At 53.5% G+C, this 17,671-nt stretch carries 19 protein-coding genes, 1 pseudogene and 1 riboswitch; of the genes and pseudogenes, 8 read left to right on the top strand and 12 right to left on the bottom strand.

Annotation, left to right across the window (positions count from 1 at the left end; genetic code table 11):
- Nucleotides 1-67 precede the first annotated feature (67 nt).
- Nucleotides 68-226, bottom strand: a riboswitch (FMN riboswitch).
- Between the two features lie 213 nt (nucleotides 227-439).
- Nucleotides 440-1,213, bottom strand: coding sequence for a helix-turn-helix domain-containing protein (locus tag NM686_RS05920; protein ID WP_269022531.1), 774 nt, complete (start codon nucleotides 1,211-1,213; stop codon nucleotides 440-442).
- A gap of 120 nt (nucleotides 1,214-1,333) precedes the next feature.
- Here NM686_RS05920 and NM686_RS05915 point away from each other — a divergent pair, with 120 nt between their 5' ends.
- The 3 genes from NM686_RS05915 to NM686_RS05905 all read left to right on the top strand — a co-directional run bounded on the left by NM686_RS05915 (nucleotide 1,334) and on the right by NM686_RS05905 (nucleotide 3,010).
- Nucleotides 1,334-1,795, top strand: a complete 462-nt coding sequence (locus tag NM686_RS05915) for a hypothetical protein (RefSeq protein WP_255186960.1) — start codon at nucleotides 1,334-1,336, stop codon at nucleotides 1,793-1,795.
- 329 nt (nucleotides 1,796-2,124) lie between these two features.
- On the top strand, nucleotides 2,125-2,523 hold the full coding sequence (locus NM686_RS05910) for a YybH family protein (protein WP_255186959.1): 399 nt from the start codon (nucleotides 2,125-2,127) through the stop codon (nucleotides 2,521-2,523).
- Between the two features lies 1 nt (nucleotide 2,524).
- A complete protein-coding gene (locus NM686_RS05905; protein ID WP_255186958.1) occupies nucleotides 2,525-3,010 on the top strand; it encodes an AAA family ATPase in 486 nt (161 codons plus the stop codon).
- 10 nt (nucleotides 3,011-3,020) lie between these two features.
- On the opposite strand, the gene NM686_RS05900 is transcribed toward NM686_RS05905, so the two are convergent.
- From NM686_RS05900 to NM686_RS05890, 3 genes are all read right to left on the bottom strand, one after another.
- Nucleotides 3,021-3,392 (bottom strand): TfoX/Sxy family protein, encoded by a 372-nt coding sequence (locus tag NM686_RS05900; RefSeq protein ID WP_255186957.1) that lies wholly within the window; start codon nucleotides 3,390-3,392, stop codon nucleotides 3,021-3,023.
- A gap of 152 nt (nucleotides 3,393-3,544) precedes the next feature.
- Nucleotides 3,545-5,320 (bottom strand): serine hydrolase domain-containing protein, encoded by a 1,776-nt coding sequence (locus tag NM686_RS05895; RefSeq protein WP_255186956.1) that lies wholly within the window; start codon nucleotides 5,318-5,320, stop codon nucleotides 3,545-3,547.
- A gap of 288 nt (nucleotides 5,321-5,608) precedes the next feature.
- Entirely contained in the window at nucleotides 5,609-6,082 is a 474-nt protein-coding gene (locus tag NM686_RS05890) for an Lrp/AsnC family transcriptional regulator (RefSeq protein WP_255186955.1), read from the bottom strand.
- Between the two features lie 162 nt (nucleotides 6,083-6,244).
- Here NM686_RS05890 and leuA point away from each other — a divergent pair, with 162 nt between their 5' ends.
- Together leuA and NM686_RS05880 are read left to right on the top strand one after the other, a co-directional pair.
- Entirely contained in the window at nucleotides 6,245-7,990 is a 1,746-nt protein-coding gene (gene leuA / locus NM686_RS05885) for a 2-isopropylmalate synthase (protein ID WP_255186954.1), read from the top strand.
- A 14-nt stretch (nucleotides 7,991-8,004) separates the two neighbouring features.
- Nucleotides 8,005-8,808, top strand: a complete 804-nt coding sequence (locus tag NM686_RS05880) for a class I SAM-dependent methyltransferase (protein ID WP_255186953.1) — start codon at nucleotides 8,005-8,007, stop codon at nucleotides 8,806-8,808.
- A 216-nt stretch (nucleotides 8,809-9,024) separates the two neighbouring features.
- On the opposite strand, the gene NM686_RS05875 is transcribed toward NM686_RS05880, so the two are convergent.
- Complete coding sequence (locus NM686_RS05875) at nucleotides 9,025-9,507, bottom strand: cupin domain-containing protein (RefSeq protein WP_255186952.1); 483 nt, start codon at nucleotides 9,505-9,507, stop codon at nucleotides 9,025-9,027.
- 93 nt (nucleotides 9,508-9,600) lie between these two features.
- Complete coding sequence (locus tag NM686_RS05870) at nucleotides 9,601-10,131, bottom strand: DUF2380 domain-containing protein (protein ID WP_255186951.1); 531 nt, start codon at nucleotides 10,129-10,131, stop codon at nucleotides 9,601-9,603.
- Between the two features lie 268 nt (nucleotides 10,132-10,399).
- Here NM686_RS05870 and NM686_RS05865 point away from each other — a divergent pair, with 268 nt between their 5' ends.
- On the top strand, nucleotides 10,400-11,776 hold the full coding sequence (locus NM686_RS05865) for a sensor histidine kinase (protein WP_255186950.1): 1,377 nt from the start codon (nucleotides 10,400-10,402) through the stop codon (nucleotides 11,774-11,776).
- Entirely contained in the window at nucleotides 11,773-12,432 is a 660-nt protein-coding gene (locus tag NM686_RS05860; RefSeq protein WP_255186949.1) for a response regulator, read from the top strand. The genes NM686_RS05865 and NM686_RS05860 overlap by 4 nt, the downstream gene beginning before the upstream one ends.
- A gap of 300 nt (nucleotides 12,433-12,732) precedes the next feature.
- Here the strand turns inward: NM686_RS05860 and NM686_RS05855 are convergent, their stop codons facing one another.
- The 6 genes and pseudogenes from NM686_RS05855 to NM686_RS05835 form a co-directional block, all read right to left on the bottom strand.
- Nucleotides 12,733-12,984 (bottom strand): hypothetical protein, encoded by a 252-nt coding sequence (locus NM686_RS05855; protein ID WP_255186948.1) that lies wholly within the window; start codon nucleotides 12,982-12,984, stop codon nucleotides 12,733-12,735.
- A 112-nt stretch (nucleotides 12,985-13,096) separates the two neighbouring features.
- Nucleotides 13,097-13,588 (bottom strand): cupin domain-containing protein, encoded by a 492-nt coding sequence (locus NM686_RS05850; RefSeq protein ID WP_255186947.1) that lies wholly within the window; start codon nucleotides 13,586-13,588, stop codon nucleotides 13,097-13,099.
- Nucleotides 13,581-13,676, bottom strand: coding sequence for a hypothetical protein (locus NM686_RS21865; protein ID WP_456238243.1), 96 nt, complete (start codon nucleotides 13,674-13,676; stop codon nucleotides 13,581-13,583). Before NM686_RS21865 ends, NM686_RS05850 begins: the two co-directional genes overlap by 8 nt.
- Nucleotides 13,661-14,122 (bottom strand): annotated as a pseudogene (locus NM686_RS05845) (DinB family protein); the annotation flags it as partial. The pseudogene NM686_RS05845 and the gene NM686_RS21865, both read right to left, overlap by 16 nt.
- Nucleotides 14,119-14,994 carry a branched-chain-amino-acid transaminase gene (gene ilvE / locus NM686_RS05840; RefSeq protein ID WP_255186945.1) on the bottom strand — a complete coding sequence of 292 codons (876 nt, stop codon included), beginning with the start codon at nucleotides 14,992-14,994 and terminating at the stop codon, nucleotides 14,119-14,121. The gene ilvE and the pseudogene NM686_RS05845, both read right to left, overlap by 4 nt.
- Before the next feature lie 15 nt (nucleotides 14,995-15,009).
- Nucleotides 15,010-15,948 (bottom strand): DMT family transporter, encoded by a 939-nt coding sequence (locus NM686_RS05835; RefSeq protein ID WP_255186944.1) that lies wholly within the window; start codon nucleotides 15,946-15,948, stop codon nucleotides 15,010-15,012.
- Nucleotides 15,949-16,095: 147 nt separating this feature from the next.
- Between NM686_RS05835 and NM686_RS05830 the strand changes: the two genes are divergently transcribed.
- Nucleotides 16,096-17,508: an aminotransferase-like domain-containing protein gene (locus NM686_RS05830; protein WP_255186943.1), complete on the top strand. Its 1,413-nt coding sequence runs from the start codon at nucleotides 16,096-16,098 to the stop codon at nucleotides 17,506-17,508.
- Nucleotides 17,509-17,671 lie beyond the last annotated feature (163 nt).

Genomic DNA, 17,671 nt, shown 5'->3' with positions numbered 1-17,671 from the left:
GCTGAAAGATAATATTTACGAGCAGAAACAAGCCTTCCGGACACGACAAAACGTGTGGAATACTTGGCGCTGTTCTCTTTCATCCGGACTATGACCGTCGGCTCTGGCGTTTCACCAGATCTGCTGACCCGCATTCTCAACAACTGCGATTGCGGCGCTCGCGGGCTCCTCGAGTCAAACCCGAGATACCGCCGGTGGGGAATTCCGCCCCGCCCTGAGTACAAGCGCGGTCATTTAATGAAAAACAGGTTTGAACGTCAAGTTAAATTGCCATTGACGGATTGACTTGCTAACCGGAACGAAGGTTTGTAACCCGCCACGTATTTCGAACGTTCCCGCGTCCCTGTACGCAATACTCGTTTCTGCTTATGGGCTACTTCTCTTTGTCGCAACAGGCTTTGCAAGACTTAAAGCTGCAACCTCGCCAATCGGTGCAGGCCTATGGTAGCCGGCGCGCCGAAGGTTTTGCGGAATTCGTGGCTGAAGTGGGCGGAATCGCAAAAGCCGCTGGCGTGTGCCGCCGTGGTAAAGTTTTGGCCGCGTATGATTTTACGAATCGCCTGACGCATCCGGTCCAGGCGCGATAACGCCGGAACGGCACGCCGATTTGTTCGGTAAACAAGTGCTGAAAACGCGACGGCGACAAACCGGCTTGCATGGCCCAGGTCACCACCGGCGTCAGGTCGTCGGCGTGTTCGGACAGATACTCGACGACGCGCGTCAGGCGCGGATCGATGACGGCGGAGTGGGCGCGCCGCTTGGCGTATCCCAATAAATCCAGCAGCGGTTCCGTCGTCCAGTCCGGCTTGTAGCGGTCTTCGTACAAGTCGCGCATTAAACGAATTTCGCCGCCGTTGCCGACCAAGGCGCCGTCGAGCGCCCGGCTATTGTTGATCAGCGGCTTGAAGGCATCGGCGCCGGCGACGGTAGGCTCGATATACAGTACGGTAATCGGCTCGCCGCCGACATCCAGTTCATGCAACACTCCGGCCGGAATAACCGCAGTGCGGCACCACAGCCAATCGCCGCCGTGGAGACGCAAGCGAAACTTGCCGTAGAGGCTAGCCAGAAATACCGGCGCGCCGTGCTGGTGGCTGGCGTTGTAGTACAAAGGACCGGTGAAATACGTACGGCCGTCTCGAATATCCCATAGTGCGTCGAACGGGTTATCGCTGAGCGCAGCACGTTTGTACAAGCGCGGTGTTTCCTTCATTGTTTACACTCCTGGTCGCTGTCAGTCACCGTTTTTAGGCGCAGTCTAGCCCAAAGCCGGTAGCGCGGACAATCTGCGTTCCGCCAGCGCTTATCCCTTAACCACTCGACGAGGAAAACCATGACTGCACAAAACCCTGTCTCCACCGCCAATCTGATTTTGCTAAGCTTTGGCGGACTATGTCTGCTTACAGCATTGGCCATCGCCTGGGTGCTGGGCGTCACCCTGTTTTTCCCGGACGGTGCGTTCGCCGCCCGCCTGGCGGAACGCGACGACATCATCCGCGCCCATGTCGATTACCTGATGATGGCACAGTTTCTGTTGATCTTTTTCCTGGGTTTCCGCCAATATGCCATCGACCCGCCGTATTGGTTGATCGCGGCCTGTTGCTTTGGCGCATTTTTCAATCCGCTGGCGTTTTTGCTAAGAGGCCTGACGCCCAAGGCCGTTGCGACAATCCCGGTCGAACCGCACTTTCCGCTCCAGGCGGCGCTGAGTTTTTCGTTGGCCACGATCGGTTTTCTTGGGGCTATTGTGCTGATAGCGCGGGCGGCATGGAAGATGCATTTGGCGAGAAATTGAAACGCCGCTATCAACAGCCGAACCAAGCTGGCATGCAAAAGGCGGGATTCTCCGCAGCGAATCTTACTCGCGCGGATTTTATTGATCGGCAGCTTTAGGGAGCCGGTGTTGTATTTCTAAAAAATCGAGCACTGCTAGTTTATCCTTTGATCGGCACTATGACCTCTGTTAACATCCCATCATGATTAACGTGTTCCCAACCCTGCTGGCTATTATTATCACCATTTCACCAATGGTGGGTTAGCACGTTTACTTTCTACTGCAACCCGCCCTGAGGCGGGTTTTTTATTGCCTGTCTCTTGGTGACTTATCCTACCAAGGAGATCGATATGGCATACCATCCACTTAAACAAGTTATCGAAGCTGCTGACAAAGCAATCACTGAAGAGGACTTCGATTCATTGATGGCTTTCTACGCAGACGATGCAACGCTTGTCATCAAGCCAGGCTTGATTGCAACAGGCAAGGAACAAATCCATAAGGCGTTCCTCGCAATTGCCGAATATTTCAACCATAGTCTTGTGGTCAAGCAAGGCGCGATGCATGTCATTCGGAGCGGGAATACTGCTCTAGTAATCATGGAAACCGTTCTGGAAACGACCGATAACACCGGTGTGACGAGTTGCATCTCACGACGCGCCACCTATGTATTCCCGGAGGACCCTGCCGGTAAGTGGCTTTGTGTTATTGATAATTCGTATGGCACTGACTTACTGGGAGCCATGTAAAATGTCAAAACTACTGCCAACACTTCATCTGCTCTGCGGAAAAATCGCCTCTGGCAAATCGACATTGGCAAAGGAACTGGCCAAGACTCCGGACACGGTGATCCTCAGCGAGGACACTTGGCTTGCACATCTATATCCAGACGACATCAAGACGGTGGCGGACTATGTTCGGTGTGCTTCGAATTTGCGTGGCGCGATCGGGCCACACGTGACCGATTTACTTCGTATAGGTGTGTCCGTGGTATTGGATTTTCCAGCCAACACCGTCGCAAACCGAAAATGGATGAGATCTCTTATCGACAGAGTCGAATCGGAGCATGTACTGCATTTTCTTGATGTGTCGGATGACAAATGCTTGACACGTTTACGTGCGAGAAACACGTCTGGCACTCACGCTTTTGTAGTGGCTGATACCGAATTTGACCTAATCACGAATTACTTCGTAGCCCCTCAGCAGGAAGAGGGTTTCAACATTATTCTATATTAGGTGTTCTGAATCAGTCTAAATGACGTATCACTGTCGTGTCCGTTTTGCTTTTGCGTTTTTTACGCTGAGCCCGTAATGCCGCATCGTACGAGCGGCGCGCCCAGATAGCGGCCTGCTCGCGCTCTTCCATAAACTCAGCAGGTGCCTTGTAATACGACATTTTCGCCATCTTGCCTTCCCGCTGATAGGCGAATTGCGCAAGCCCCTGTTCCTCGAAAAACTTTGCATTTTCAGCATCCGCCTTGAGATAAAGGGTCTCGTCGGCCACCAGGGCAAACATCAAGCCATCGTGGTAGACGCCATAGCCCCCGAACATCTTGCGGACCTGAATGGAGCCGAACAGTTCGAACACTTCCGGCAGATAGGCGATAAATTCGCTCATCGGAAGACCTCTTGATGGATGGTTGCAAGATTGTGGCCACTCATAAAACCGGTTTTGACTGGCGGCCGTCGGTAGTCGCAAAGCTTTTGCACTGATAAAACGTCCAAGCGCGTGAAAGTATTTAAGGATGCCGAACCAATATAAGGTTAAGCTCATTTCTTCCGCAATAAATACCCGGAGTAGGCCACAAAATCTTGACCATCGATCGTCTCCAGCCTAACGGTTTCCTGCATGCCGCGTCCAAGCCCCAGGATAACGGCGGCGTTTTCCGATACCGGTGCAATGGGGAAAGTCAGATTATTCATATCGAAAGCAGGGATGGAATATTCCAGCATCAAAAAACCGTCCCGCTCGCGTAGCGCGCAGTTTTCAGGAACCATCGCCTCGCCTTCGGCAAGATTCACAATCTCGTATTCGCCCAGACGGCTACGCAGGGAGGCGGGAATCGGTACGGGTTGGATTTTCTCGCCCAACACAAAGATTTGGCCTTGCCAATGGGCCAGCGCCAGATCATGGCCGTCGACCTGGCGCACAGACACGCCCACTTCGGCTAGTTGCTTGGGTTGTAGCGGTATCAAACCCAGCAGCTTGTAGCGAATGCCGAATTTGCCGTCGTCCCTGCCGACCAAATCCATGCTTTTACCGTTCAGCTCGGTGGACAGGGTATCGCCATCAGCGGTTAACTTGATGTAGCCGAACGCGGTTGCATATTGCCCGGCTGCCAATTGCTGTTGTTGCGGGGTTAAGCCGCGGGTTTCGATCACGGGGTTTTCGACGTCATCCGGCAGAGGCTTACCGGTCTTGATCGCAACCGCCAGTTTTAGAGCCTTATCGGTGACTTTGTCGATCAGGTCGCCGGTGGGCGGGGAATTTGCCAACACGACCACGCCCAACTTGTGTTCCGGCGCCACCGTCAGCAGGCTACGATGAAAAAGTGTGGCTCCGCCGTGTGCGGCCACGTCGCCGATACCGGGCTTGCTGGTCAAGAACCAACCCAAACCGGTTTTGGTACCCACATCCAGCGCCACTTCCTTGTTTTGCTGGCGCAGCATTTCATGCAGGGTTTCCGGTTTTAATATTGGTTGGCCATTGGCTTTGCCGTCAGCCAATACCATGGCGACAAATCGGCTCAGATCCAATACATTCGCGTTCAATCCGCCGGCCGGCATATCGCGCAGGGCCACTTCGGTCTTTTCCTGATCATTCTTATAGGCTTTCGAGGCCAGTTTTCCCTCGATGCCGAGCGAAAATGCCGCATTCGTCATACCGAGCGGTTTTAACAGCTGCCGGTCGGCATAACTGCTGAAATCCTGACCGGTAAGCTGTTCCAACATCGTCCCTAATAAGGTGATGCCCAGATTCGAATAGGCCCAGATGCGATTAGGCGGATAGGCGACATATTCGTCTTTCAGCGGGTCAACCAGATGACTGAACGGCGCTGGATTCTTAGTCCACATGCCATTCCCCCTATCGCCCGGCAAGCCGGAATGATGGGTCATGATATTACGCGCCGTTATCGGCCCGGCCTCCGGGAAGCGGCTTTTGATGGCGAAATTCGGCAGATAGCTTTGCAAAGGCCGATCAATATCCAGTTTGCCTTGCTCAGCCAGTTGCATGACCAGCGTATCGGTGAATAGCTTGGAAATGGAGCCGACTCGATAAACCGTTTCCGGTGTCGCGGCAATCTGCTTGGCTTGATCGGCATAACCAAAGCCTTGCGACCAGACGATCTGCTGATCGTCGACCACGGCGATACTCAAGCCTTCAACGTCCTGTTCGGACATTTCCTGTTCAATCAACCAGGTCAAATTAGCCTTGAGGTAACTGTAATCGCCGCGTTGCGCTGCATCCGGTTTTAGCGGCGGCGAACCAGCGCAACCGCTGAGCAAAAGCAATATCGCGCTTAAAAAAGTCAAATAGGTTTTCATCTGATCCTTGAAAGGGTGATCATCGAGTTGTCGGCCAGCAAGATTACAATCCGTGTGTTTGGTGCTTCGAGGCTTTTACCATCGCTGATTTTGGAACGTGGATGGTATTAGGCGAACCAACTGTAGTCAAACGTTTTAACAGTGCGGCCTTGAGCCTACGCGAAGGCAGACTCTGACATCGTAGTTAGTTGCGCGTTGAATGATGATTTCGGCGTTCATTTCTGGGTAACGGGCTGAATCAGTGTGTTGGCATGTTAGCAAACTCGGCCAGTAATCGGTTCGGAACGATCATGCCCCTACCCCGACCGGAAACGCGGTCTTATCCACCACCCGCCGTAACACAAAGCTGGTATGTACCCCGCTGACCCCCGCAATCCCGGTGATACGTTTCAGCAGCAATTCCTGATAGGCGTCCAAGTCCTTGACCATAACCTTGAGCTGATAATCGGCAGTCTGGCCGGTGATCAGCAGGCATTCCATCACTTCCGGAATCCCGGCAATCGCCGCTTCGAAGGCGCTGAAACGTTCCGGCGTGTGTTGGTCCATCGAAATGTGGATCAAGGCCATTAGCGTCAATCCCAAGGCTTTGGCATCCATCTGCGCCCGATAGCCAACGATCAGGCCGCCCTCCTCCAACGCCCTCACCCGCCGCAAGCAAGGCGACGGCGACAGGCCGATGCGGTCCGCCAGTTCCTGGTTGCTGATACGGCCGTCGGCTTGCAGGATGTTCAAGATTTGCATGTCGTAGCGATCCAGTTCCATAAAATATCCTCTCTTGTCATCGTAAAACAATTTACCAGCGCATTTCTTTAAACATTGGCAATATTCTATCAACGATAGGTATTTTAGATGGCATAAACGCAATCGCCTAGCGGACGGTTTGGCTTATCTTATCGGCATCCTATTGACCGAGAGTAAGCAGCCATGTTGACCGATCCTTCCCGCAAATACCGCCCATTCCCGCCGGTGGCGCTTGCCGACCGGCAATGGCCAAACCGCACGATTGCACAAGCGCCGATCTGGATGAGCACCGATTTGCGCGACGGCAACCAGGCCTTGTTCGAACCGATGAACGCCGAACGCAAACTGCGCCTGTTCCGCAGCTTATGCGCAATCGGTTTTAAGGAAATCGAAGTGGCGTTTCCGTCGGCCTCGCAAACCGATTTCGATTTCGTGCGCTGCTTGATAGACGGCGCGTTGATACCCGACGACGTGACCATCGAAGTGCTCAGCCATGCCCGTGAGCCGTTGTTGCGCCGAACGGTCGAAGCCTTGCACGGCGCACGTTCGGCCATCGTGCATATCGTCAACGCGACCTCCCAACCGTTTCGCGAACTGGTGTTGGGCATGAGCCGTGCCGAGGTATTGGCGATGGCCGTCGATGCGGTGCAGCTGGTCAAACAATTGACCGCCGAACAAGCGCAAACGCAATGGCGCTTGCAATACAGCCTGGAAACCTTCACCGCCACCGAGCCGGATTTCGCCGTCGAGGTGTGCGATGCGGTCAGCGCCGCCTGGGGCGCAACACCGGACAACAAGATCATCTTGAATTTGCCGTCGTCGGTGGAAACGGCGACGCCGAACGTCTACGCCGACCAGATCGAATGGATGCACCGCCATATCGCCCGCCGCGACAGCGTCATCCTCAGTGTGCATCCGCACAACGACCGCGGCACCGCGGTAGCCGCCGCCGAACTGGCATTGATGGCCGGCGCCGAGCGAGTCGAGGGTTGCTTGTTCGGCAACGGCGAACGTACCGGCAACGTGGATTTGGTGACGCTGGCGTTGAATCTATATACCCAGGGCGTGGCGCCGGGCTTGGATTTTTCGGACATCAATGCGGTGGTGCGTGATTTCGAGGCTTGCACCGGCCTGAGCGTGCCGCCGCGCCAACCCTATGCCGGCGAGTTGGTGTTCACCGCGTTTTCCGGCTCGCACCAGGACGCGATCAAGAAAGGCCTTGCCGCGCGGCAGCCTGATACTGTCTGGAATGTGCCCTATCTGCCGTTCGATCCGGCCGATGTCGGCCGCGGTTACGACGCGGTGATCCGCATCAACAGCCAGTCCGGCAAGGGCGGCATCGCCCATTTGCTGGAAAGCCATTATGGCATCGTACTGCCGCGCCGCCTGCAGGTGGAATTTTCGCAAGTAGTGCAAGGCCATGCCGACCGCCAAGGCGGCGAAATCGGCGCGGTACAGTTGTGGCAATTGTTCGCACAGACGTATCTCGATGCGGCAAAGCCGTTGCGTTACCAGGGCCATCAATTGTACGAGCATGCGCAAGGACAAGGCATACAGCTGCAAATCGAATGCGACGGCGAACCGCGCTCCTTGATGGGCATGGGTAACGGGCCTATAGCCGCGGCCGTCCAGGCTTTAGGCTCACTCGGCGGCGCAGTGTCGGTATGCAGTTACGAGGAACGCTCGACCGGCAGCGGCGGCGATGCCCAGGCCTGCGCCTTTGTCGAACTAACGGCTGCGAACGGCCCAACCGCCTATGGTGTCGGCATGGACGGCAACATCGTCACCGCATCCATCAAGGCGCTGATCAGTGGCTGCAATCGCTTGGACAACGCTACCGACTTTTGGCAACCTCACGCTATTGAAAGCGGCGGTTTTATCGCCGATAGCACGCCGGCGACTGGGGCAGCCGTAAACCCTACGGCATGATACAGGAGACAAAATTGAATACTTACCGCTGGAATGCTCAGGATTATGCACAAAACTCGCACGCCCAACAGCAATGGGCTAAAGAGATGATGGCTCTATTGCGGTTAACCGGCAGCGAAACCGTACTGGATTTAGGCTGCGGCGATGGCAAAATCACGGCGGAAATCGCCAAAATCGTCGATCGCGGCGCGGTGGTCGGCATCGATAATGCCGAGGCGATGATAGCGCTGGCCAGGCATCGCTACCCGGAACAGCAACATCCCAACCTGTCGTTTCAGGTCATGGATGCCGAGAAATTAAGCTTTGCCGAGTGTTTTGACCTGGTTTTCTCCAACGCGGTGCTGCATTGGGTCAGGCAACATCAACCGGTGATCGACGGCTTATATCGAAGCCTGAAAACCGGCGGCAAAATCCTGCTGCGCATGGGCGGAAAAGGCGATGCGGCCGGCATGCGGGAGGCGATTGACCGGGTCAAGGACTCGGCGCGATGGTCGCGGTATTTTATCGGCTTCGAGTTTCCGTATACCTTTCCAGGTGTCGATGAATACCGGTTGATGCTGGAAACCGCCGGATTTACCGTCAAACGGCTTGAACTGATTGCCAAGGATATGACGCACGAGGGCCCGGCATGGTTGGCGGGCTGGATTCGAACCACCTGGTTACCTTACACACAACGGATTCCGGAGAATCTTAAAGAATCATTTATCGAAGCGGTTTGCTCCAGTTATCTGGATCAAGTGCCATTGTGCGCGGATGGCAAAGCCCATGTAGCGATGGTCTTGCTCGATGTCGAAGCGGAGAAATCGGCAAAACTTTAGCCCGTGTAGCCCGGAATAGTGGAGAGTAGGAGGAAGAATGGAAGGCCTTCGTTCGTGCGAATACGCTCCGGTATTCGCACGAACCTCATACTCAAATACTTACCTGGTTGTATCAGTTCGGCCACTTTGGAACATTCAAAGATTTGAGCGTGTGGCGGCAGTAAATCCGAAAGCTGTCATTAAAATCCTACTGGAGTTCATAATTCCATTTCCCCGCTATTTATTTTTGCGTGGATCATCGGTCGGATTCGTATAAATAATATCCCATGGCCCAGTAGCGATTAGTTCGACGATTGTTTCCTTATCAGTGGTCCAAACATAGTGAGTGTGCCCAGCGGGTAACACAAAGCTTGAACCTACGTTAAGCATCTCGCCCTTTTTTGTGTCAAATGTTTCACCCATGCCATTGCCTAGTTTGCCCCGCAGGACTGTAATTACTTCTGTAAATGGGTGTATGTGTGGTGGGATTGGATAATTAGATGGAAATTTCAGCAAAGCGATAAAAACCCCCGCTTTCTTTGGGTCGCCTACTAGAATGACGCTTTTGGCACCTTTAGGGAGTATCGGTTCGTCATTCCACTTAACCGTATCCGGGATAAACGATTCCATGGTAACAGCGCTCATGCGATCAATTTTATCCTGAGCTAATGCAGAACCTGCGAAAGAAATAAGTATTAGAGCTATCAAGTAAATTCTCATCTGGCATCTCCATTTTCTATGTGGTTGTTAAGGGTCTGGGGCTTTATGGATGACACGTCTACAACAGCAGAGGTGTTGGATAAAGCAATTGTCTTAGAAGGGGGGCGGCGGGGTATAGATATTATCTAAATCCCTATCGATTTTAACGGCAAGACTTTCGACGCCTTTAAGGGTTAATTTTTTATCACCGCCTTTTGTCTCTGAAATGTAATTACCGATTAATTGGCCGTCACTAACCCTGACTAAATGTCCCATAATATAAGCAAATAAAAAGCTTGGTTTATGCAATCTGCCCACCAATACATACTCAGCTCCGGCTTTTTTCGCTAGTTCTGCGGCCATGTCGCTGTGGTCAAAAAGATACCCAAAACCGCCGTTAGCCTCACGTTGAGTATCCAAATCAACAGCAATGATTTTATAGCCCGCTCTTTTTAATTCACCTTCGAGCATGGCCTTTATGCCCGCCGTCCTTTCGATTTCATCAGGTATTCCAGGTGCCAGAGTTAAATCTTTTAATTCAAAATCCAATATGGCGATGCTTGTTTCAGCAAATACGCCAACACTGAACAGACATAAAAATACGCCAAACAGGTGACGTAATCCTGCATTGTTTCTAGGGTTCATAATTAAATAACACGGTATCTTGTTGAAAAAATGTCATCGGTAACACCATCATTCATTGTTTCATCGTATTCGTTTTTTGGTGGCTAGTAGAGTAGCGAGTAAGTGTAAGTCCGTAACCTGATATTTGCCCGTGAAAGCCGGGCAATTTGCCCGGCCTTCCTGCGATCTCTATTCCTGACCTGGAATTCAATCTTAAAATGATCAAAAAATGTATATTTTCCGCTGCTGAATCGTCAGCAAAGCATTTAACAGAAGGCTTGCGCTTGCCATGAATCTAAAATTTCACCTGCTATCACGGATTGTCCTTATTGCTGGCACTTGCCTGATTGCAACGACAGCCTATGTGCTGTATCAGGCCGATCAGCGAGCTATTCTTGAGACACAAGTAACGGCTGAGTCAATCGATAAGCAACTGGAGCTTCAATTGGTGCATATCGATGCAGGTTTTGCTCAACCGGAACGTTTCCCTGATTTTAATTTATGGAAAGAGACCAGTACTGCATCCGGCGTTTGTATCAGTTACTTATCAACGATTGACAGCCTCAGGCGCAACATTTGCAATGGCGCAAAAATAACGTCACGAAGCTGGCCTATTTGGTTTGCAAGCTTTTACCAATGGGCTTTCCATCCCGGCTTGGAGGTAGTGCGACCAGTGGAATTCAAGGGGCGGATTCATGGTTCAGTAATGGTTGCACCCAGCGCTGAGATGGGAATAGCAAGCGCCTGGCAAAATATCCGTGGCTTAATGGGGCTGTCTGCCAGTACCACTTTGGCGCTTTGCTTGCTGGTTTATTTTACGATAAGTCGAGTTTTACGACCGGCACAGGTGATCGTTACAGGCTTGGAGAAAATGGAAAAGGGTGAATTGTCATTTCGGCTACCCGTTTTCGAGTTAGATGAATGGCAGCGAACCGGGAAGGCCATCAATCAACTGGCGGCAAGTCTGGAACAACTCCTTTCCGAGCGTAAGAAATTAGCCTTAAAGCTGATGAATATTCAGGAAGAAGAGCGCCGTTACCTGGCCCGAGAGCTGCATGATGAGTTCGGTCAATGCCTAGCTGCGATCAACGCGGTCGCAGCTTCCATTTCACAAACCGCAGAAAATGAATGCCCGGAACTGGTTCCGGAAGGGAAAAAAATCAGTCGAATTGTCCATCATATGATGGAATCGATACGTGGATTATTATTGCGCTTACGCCCTTCTGACATTGATGAACTGGGCCTTACTGTCAGTTTAAAAAGCCTGGTGGCTGGCTGGAATGCCAGCAGTGGCGGCAAGATTCATTATAGCCTTGCTGTTCATGACGACCTTGACCGGTTACCCGAACCTATTCCTGTGACTATTTTTCGGATTGTTCAGGAATGTCTGACCAATGTGTCCAAACACTCAGCCGCTACGAATGCGAAAGTAACACTCCGAACAGTCTCTGCGAATAATTCAATAACAACCATTGAACTTAGTATCAAAGATAACGGTAAGGCCAACAAACTGCCGTTTGAAGATAGCCCCGGGATTGGTCTGCTCGGTATACGTGAACGAGTAACCGCAATCGGCGGACGGTTGACATTAAATACTGGTAACCCCAGCGGACTTGCCGTCCATGTATGGCTTCCGGTTCAATCCCTTTCAGAGACACAAACATGACAGGCTCGGAAAGTATCAGAATTTTGCTGGTCGATGATCATGCCATTGTGCGTGAAGGCTATCGCTCACTATTGGAGAAGCAATCAGGAATGGAAGTGGTTGCTGAAGCAGCTGATGGAGCAGAAGCCTATTCACGCTTTAAGGATTGCAACCCTGATATAGTCGTTATGGATATTTCGATGCCCGGCCAAGGGGGGCTGGAGGCTATTGTACGTATTAAACAACGACGCCCGGATGCGAAGATCCTGGTCTTCAGTATGCACCAGAATCCAAGCTTTGCTGTTCAGGCAACTCGGGCGGGTGCGCTGGGTTATGTCACCAAGAGCAGTGCACCGGATGTTTTGATCCGGGCTATCCATGATGTCTATGCAGGGCGAATTACGTTGAGTGCCGACATTGCACAAGCCTTGGCCCTGGAAAAATTAGGCGGCGATAGTATCGCGCTGCAAGAATTAACGGTACGAGAATTCGAAATTCTGCGTATGTTAGTCGATGCTCGGTCAACAGATGATATTGCTCAAACACTCAACATCAGTCCAAAAACCGTATCGAACAGCCATTATATGATCAAGCGAAAACTTGACGTTGCCAGTGATATCGAGTTGACTCGCCTAGCCATTAAGATGAATATCATTAATCTTTTGGATTTATCTTGAACGCCTTTTAAACGCATGCCGACAAACGTGAAAGGGGAATTTAATAAAACCCTTCCTGCGAATGGACTTTTTTGACAACCGAACGGCGATAAATGGCGACTAATCATCCTGAAACAAACAGAGCCTAACACTGATGTGATGTCTGTTTTACTCAGTCACCAACCACTACTATTTCGTAATTAGGCCATTCTACGTGATTAGAGTTTTATGTTCACGCAGTCCTGCATTGACAACCTCGCATTCATACACTCCATATTCCCAAAATCGTTTTCCCGGCCAGCCAGAGTAATCGATAAACCATCACCCAGGCCGCAAGGGGTAATGCAACCTGGCCGCCGCCGAAATGCGAAAAAGCTGATTCGCTAAACAAGCTATCCGCTCCATGCAAATTGCCCCCCGCGCATGGGCCGATTCGACCGAGCGCAGCAAATCGCTGCAAACCACGTAGTTGGCAAGGCGCAGTTTCGCCAAGGTTTCCGGCGACGGCCGATCGACGATGCCGGATGCATCGTAAGCCGTAGCGATGGCGGCCAAATCCTTGCCGCGCGCCACGCCATCCAGTTAAGCAGCCGTTTGCCTTGTAGTGACAGGGGGATTTGCATGTAAGGTTCGCATGCCAATGTAACGTGATCGCCCGCCTTGGCGGCGACAAAATTCAAAGCACTCAATACGGCGTACCATCCTTGTGGGTGAAACGGAAGATATTATCGACAAACGAAGCCTGTAAGTCTTCGTCCGGGTAGATGACTTGGTCACCTAAAGTGCGGTCGCCAATTTCCAGACACAGCACGTCGCGCTCCGTTTCGTTGACCAGCCGGTGAGCATCGCCGCTGCCGGCTTTGAAGCCGGCGCACATGCCGGGCGACAAGGGCGTGGAGCCGGTGTCGGTGTATAGGGTTGGACAGCCTTGCAAGATGTAGATGAACTCGTCCTGTTTGGCATGGGCATGGCGCAACGCAGAAATCGCGCCGGGTTCCAACTTGGTCAGATTGACGCCGAAGTTTTGCAGACCGAACAAATCGCCTAGCGGTCGCTTTTCCCGGCCTTCCAGCCGGGCGCCATGCAAGTCCAAAATGGCTTGCGGATACAAGGATTTTCTTGCGCGCGGAGGCACTTGATCCGCCACGGCGGCAATGGGGAATGTTGATTCAGTCATTGGGAACAATCCGAAAAGGGCAAAACGACAAGCTTAGTCGACAAACGGCGCGCAGATAAAATCGATGTCGCCGTAGTCGCAACCGCACTGGCTCAGCAACGCGGTGATTTGGCCGCGATGGTGGGTTTTATGGATCAACAAGGTGGTCAACATGGTCGCGACACTCAAATCCTTGTCCTGCCCGGTAGACAAGCTGCGAAATGCGATGCGTCGTTGTAAATCGTCGGTTTGCAAACCTTGAATCCAATCCAGCAAAGCCTGGTCGCAATCGGTTTGCGCCGCCCGCAATTCGCCGAAATCGGCGTAAAGCTCCAAATCCAAGCGTTGGTATGGCACCGGTTGACCTTGCAAGCGGGCCAGCCAGACGCGGTCGCCCAGCAGCAAATGGTTCCAGGTGCCGTGAATCGAAGCAAAAAATACGCCCCTATCCTGTTTGCGCTCGTCGTCTGTCAAGCTGGCACAAGCGTCGTACAGACGTTGATTCACCCATTGGCTGTAACGCGCCTGCAACTGCAAATTTTCCAGAAAATTCATATGATGCCTCCGCACTCTTGGTCTATGGCCCGCCGAAAGGCCTGTTGCAATTGGCCAAATACCGGGCCGGGACAACCAGGCATTGATCGGCAGTCGATACTGGCGACCGGAATCATTTCCGCGCCGGTACCGGTCAAGAAACATTCGTCGGCGGCATACAGGTCGTACACGCCTAAGGATTGCTCCCTGGTTTCGATGCCGTTGTCCCGCGCCAACTGTAGCACCAATTCGCGGGTGATACCTTCCAACGCGCCCTCGCTGCATGGCGGCGTCAGTAAGCAGCCGTCGCGGACGATGAAGACATTGTCGGCGGTGCCTTCGGCCACCCGGCCTTGGGCGTTGAGCAGTATTGCTTCGTCGGCGCCGGCATGGTTGGCTTCGATTTTGGCCAGAATGTGGTTCAGATAATTCAGGCTTTTGATGCGCGGATCCAGACCATCGGCCGGCAAGCGACGCACCGACGAAACAATCAACCGAGCTCCAACTTGTTGGCCTAACTCTATCATCGTCAATTGGTCGGCGATGGCAATGACATTAGGCTGCGAACAGCTTTTGGGATTCAAGCCCAATGGCCCGGCGCCGCGCGTCACCATCAGCCGGATATAGCCGTAGTCGTCTGCAAACGCTTCGATCAGCCGTTCGATGACAGCCTCCAATTCCTCGGTGGAGTATGGTATTTCCAGCGCAATCACCCGCGCCGACAGCGCCAGGCGTTGCAAATGCCGTTGCAGACGAAAAGCCCGGCGCCGGTAAAAACGTATGCCTTCGAACACGCCGTCGCCGTAAAGTAGTCCGTGGTCGTTGACCGGGATACACGCTTGATTGGTTGGAAGCAATTGGCCGTTCAGCCAAGTTAGCAAATGGGTACTCATAAAATGCTCCTGATGTTAACGTTGGCATGAAGATTTTCTACCGGCCAAGACGCAGGCGACGACTACAGAGGCGGTTGCCAATTGTTCAATCTCGACACTTTCACCGATCAACCCCGAACCGGCTGCCATGCTGAGAAACGGCTGCAGCAATTGCAGTTGGCCGATCTGCGCGGTGCCGCCCAGCGCTAAACCGCGATACCAGGCAAAAAATGCCAGATACATGCTGACCACACTGACGTAGGCGAAGCCCAACAGACTAGGCCAACCGACCAGCTCGAAGCGCGGCGGCGCGGTTTGCACCACACACGGCAGCAACAGCGGTGCACTTATCAATAAGGCCCAGCTGATGGTTTGCCAAGCGCCGAGCTGTTTGGCCAACCGCGCACCTTCGGCATAACCGTAGGCCACGCAGGCAATCGCCGCCAGTAAATACAGATCGGCTTGCTGCAAACCTGCCACACCGGACCGGTAAACGAAGATCAGGATCGCGGAACTACCCAATGCCGTTGCCAGCCAGAATCGCCATGCCGGCCGCTCACCCGACAACAGCACGCCGAAACCGGCGGTGAACAACGGCGTCAGCCCAACCACCACGGCACCATGCACTGCAGAAACGTGTTGCAACGCCAACGCCGACAACAGAGGAAAGCCGATCACCACCCCGCCGGCGGTTGCGGCCAACCTGAGCCATTGGCTGCCTTTGGGCAAGCGACCGCCTCGCCACCACAACGCCAATGCCGCCAACAACGAAGCGGCGACCGCTCGGCCCAAGCCGACGAATACCGGATCGAGTTCCGCCACCGCCAGCCGGGTCGCCGGCAAGGTCAGGCTGAACCCGAGAATGCCGGCGCAGCCGAACCAATAACCGCGCGTCAGCTCGGAAGGTTGGGGAAGTGTCGTAGGGTTTCGGCCGCCAACGGCAAACTTGGCGCGGTTCAACAAGCGGAATTTCATAGTCTTGCCCTGTTTGATTGGAGGGGCTACTTTAGACTAAGATCAGACTATCGATACAGATGCAAATACTGTAAATTACATCGATACAATTTTGACTGATGATGAATTGTATCGATACCTAAACGCCGGAACTGTATTGCAACTGCCATGAATCTTCGTTACGAAAACCTCGCCGAACATTTGCTCAACGCCATCGCGCAGAATCTGTACCGGCCGGGGGAACGCCTGCCCAGCGTTCGTCAGCTCAGTCAGCAACATCAGGTCAGCACCGCAACGGCGGTCAGCGCATTGCGGCTTTTGGAGGACCAGGGCCATCTCGAAGCCCGCCAGCGCTCGGGTTATTACGTCAGGCCGCGTCCGCGCTGTTCGCTGCAGGAACCGGCGATTTCCACCCCGCCGCGGGAACCGACGCTGGTGACAGGTCAGGAACTGGTATTGCGTCTGGTCAAGGCCGCCAACGATCCGAGAATCGTACAATTGGGCGCGGCGGTGCCGGCGGCGGCGTTTCTGCCGACGCAAAAAATGGCGCAAATCTCGGCCAGCGTGGCCCGCCGATACGGCCAACGCATCGCCAATTACGAATTCCCGCCGGGTGCGCCGGAATTGCGCCGGCAAATCGCTCGACGGATGTCGGAACAGGGTTGCCCGGTCGATCCCAACGACATCCTGATCACCAACGGTTGCCAGGAAGCAATGTCGCTGGCCTTGAGAACGGTTACCAAGCCGGGCGACATCGTCGCCGTCGAATCGCCGACCTTTTACGGACTGTTGCAAGTCATCGAATCGTTGTCGCTACGCGCGATCGAAATTCCGACTCATCCACGCGACGGCATCGCGCTGGACGCGCTGCAACTGGCCTGCGAGCAATGGCCGATCAAGGCCTGCATCGCGGTGCCCAACTACAGCAATCCCTTGGGTTATTGCATGAGCGACGAACGTAAACGCGCGCTGGTGGAGTTGGTCAACCGCTACCGGATCGCGTTGATCGAGGACGACATTTACGGCGATCTTGGGTTCGGCGTTCAGCGCCCGTCGATGGCGAAAAGCTGGGACAGCGAGGGACGAGTGTTGTATTGCTCGTCGTTTTCCAAATCCTTGTGTCCCGGTTTACGGGTGGGTTGGCTGGTGGCGGGGCCATACCTGGAACAAACCGAATATTTGAAATATGTCAGCAATCTGGCGACGCCGACCCACGCGCAATTAACGGTCGCGGAAATGCTGACCAAGGGCGGCTACGAACGCCATCTACGTCAGGCGCGCAATCAATACCGGCAAGCTGTGGACAGAATGACGGCGGCCATCGGCGCTTATTTTCCGCCGGGCACCCGCGTTACCCAGCCGGAGGGCGGCTTCGTGATCTGGGTGGAACTTCCGGAAAGTGTCGATGCGACGGCGCTAAGCCGGCGAGCGTTACAGCAAGGCATCAGCATCGCGCCCGGCCCAATGTTCTCGGCGACGCAAAAATACCGCAATTTCATCCGCCTGAATTGCGCGGTGGATTGGGACGAGCGGGTCAATCAAGCCTTAGTCAAATTGGGGCAGATGGTTGGCAAGCAATGACTCGGATGGGGCTTTTCGAATTCATTGTGCCATCAAAAATTCAAGCGATTGGCCAAGCGACTAGCCACCAACTGATTTCAACGACTCGAAATAACGATAGGCGATGCTCCCCTTTCGAGTCATCAGAATCAAAGCTCTGCAGCTGAGCGCAAATTCGTCGTCA

It is taken from the genome of Methylomonas rapida (genome assembly GCF_024360925.2).
GTDB lineage: Bacteria > Pseudomonadota > Gammaproteobacteria > Methylococcales > Methylomonadaceae > Methylomonas > Methylomonas rapida.
The sequence above is the reverse complement of the archived record's forward strand: the minus strand, read 5'-3'. Positions and strand labels throughout refer to the sequence as shown.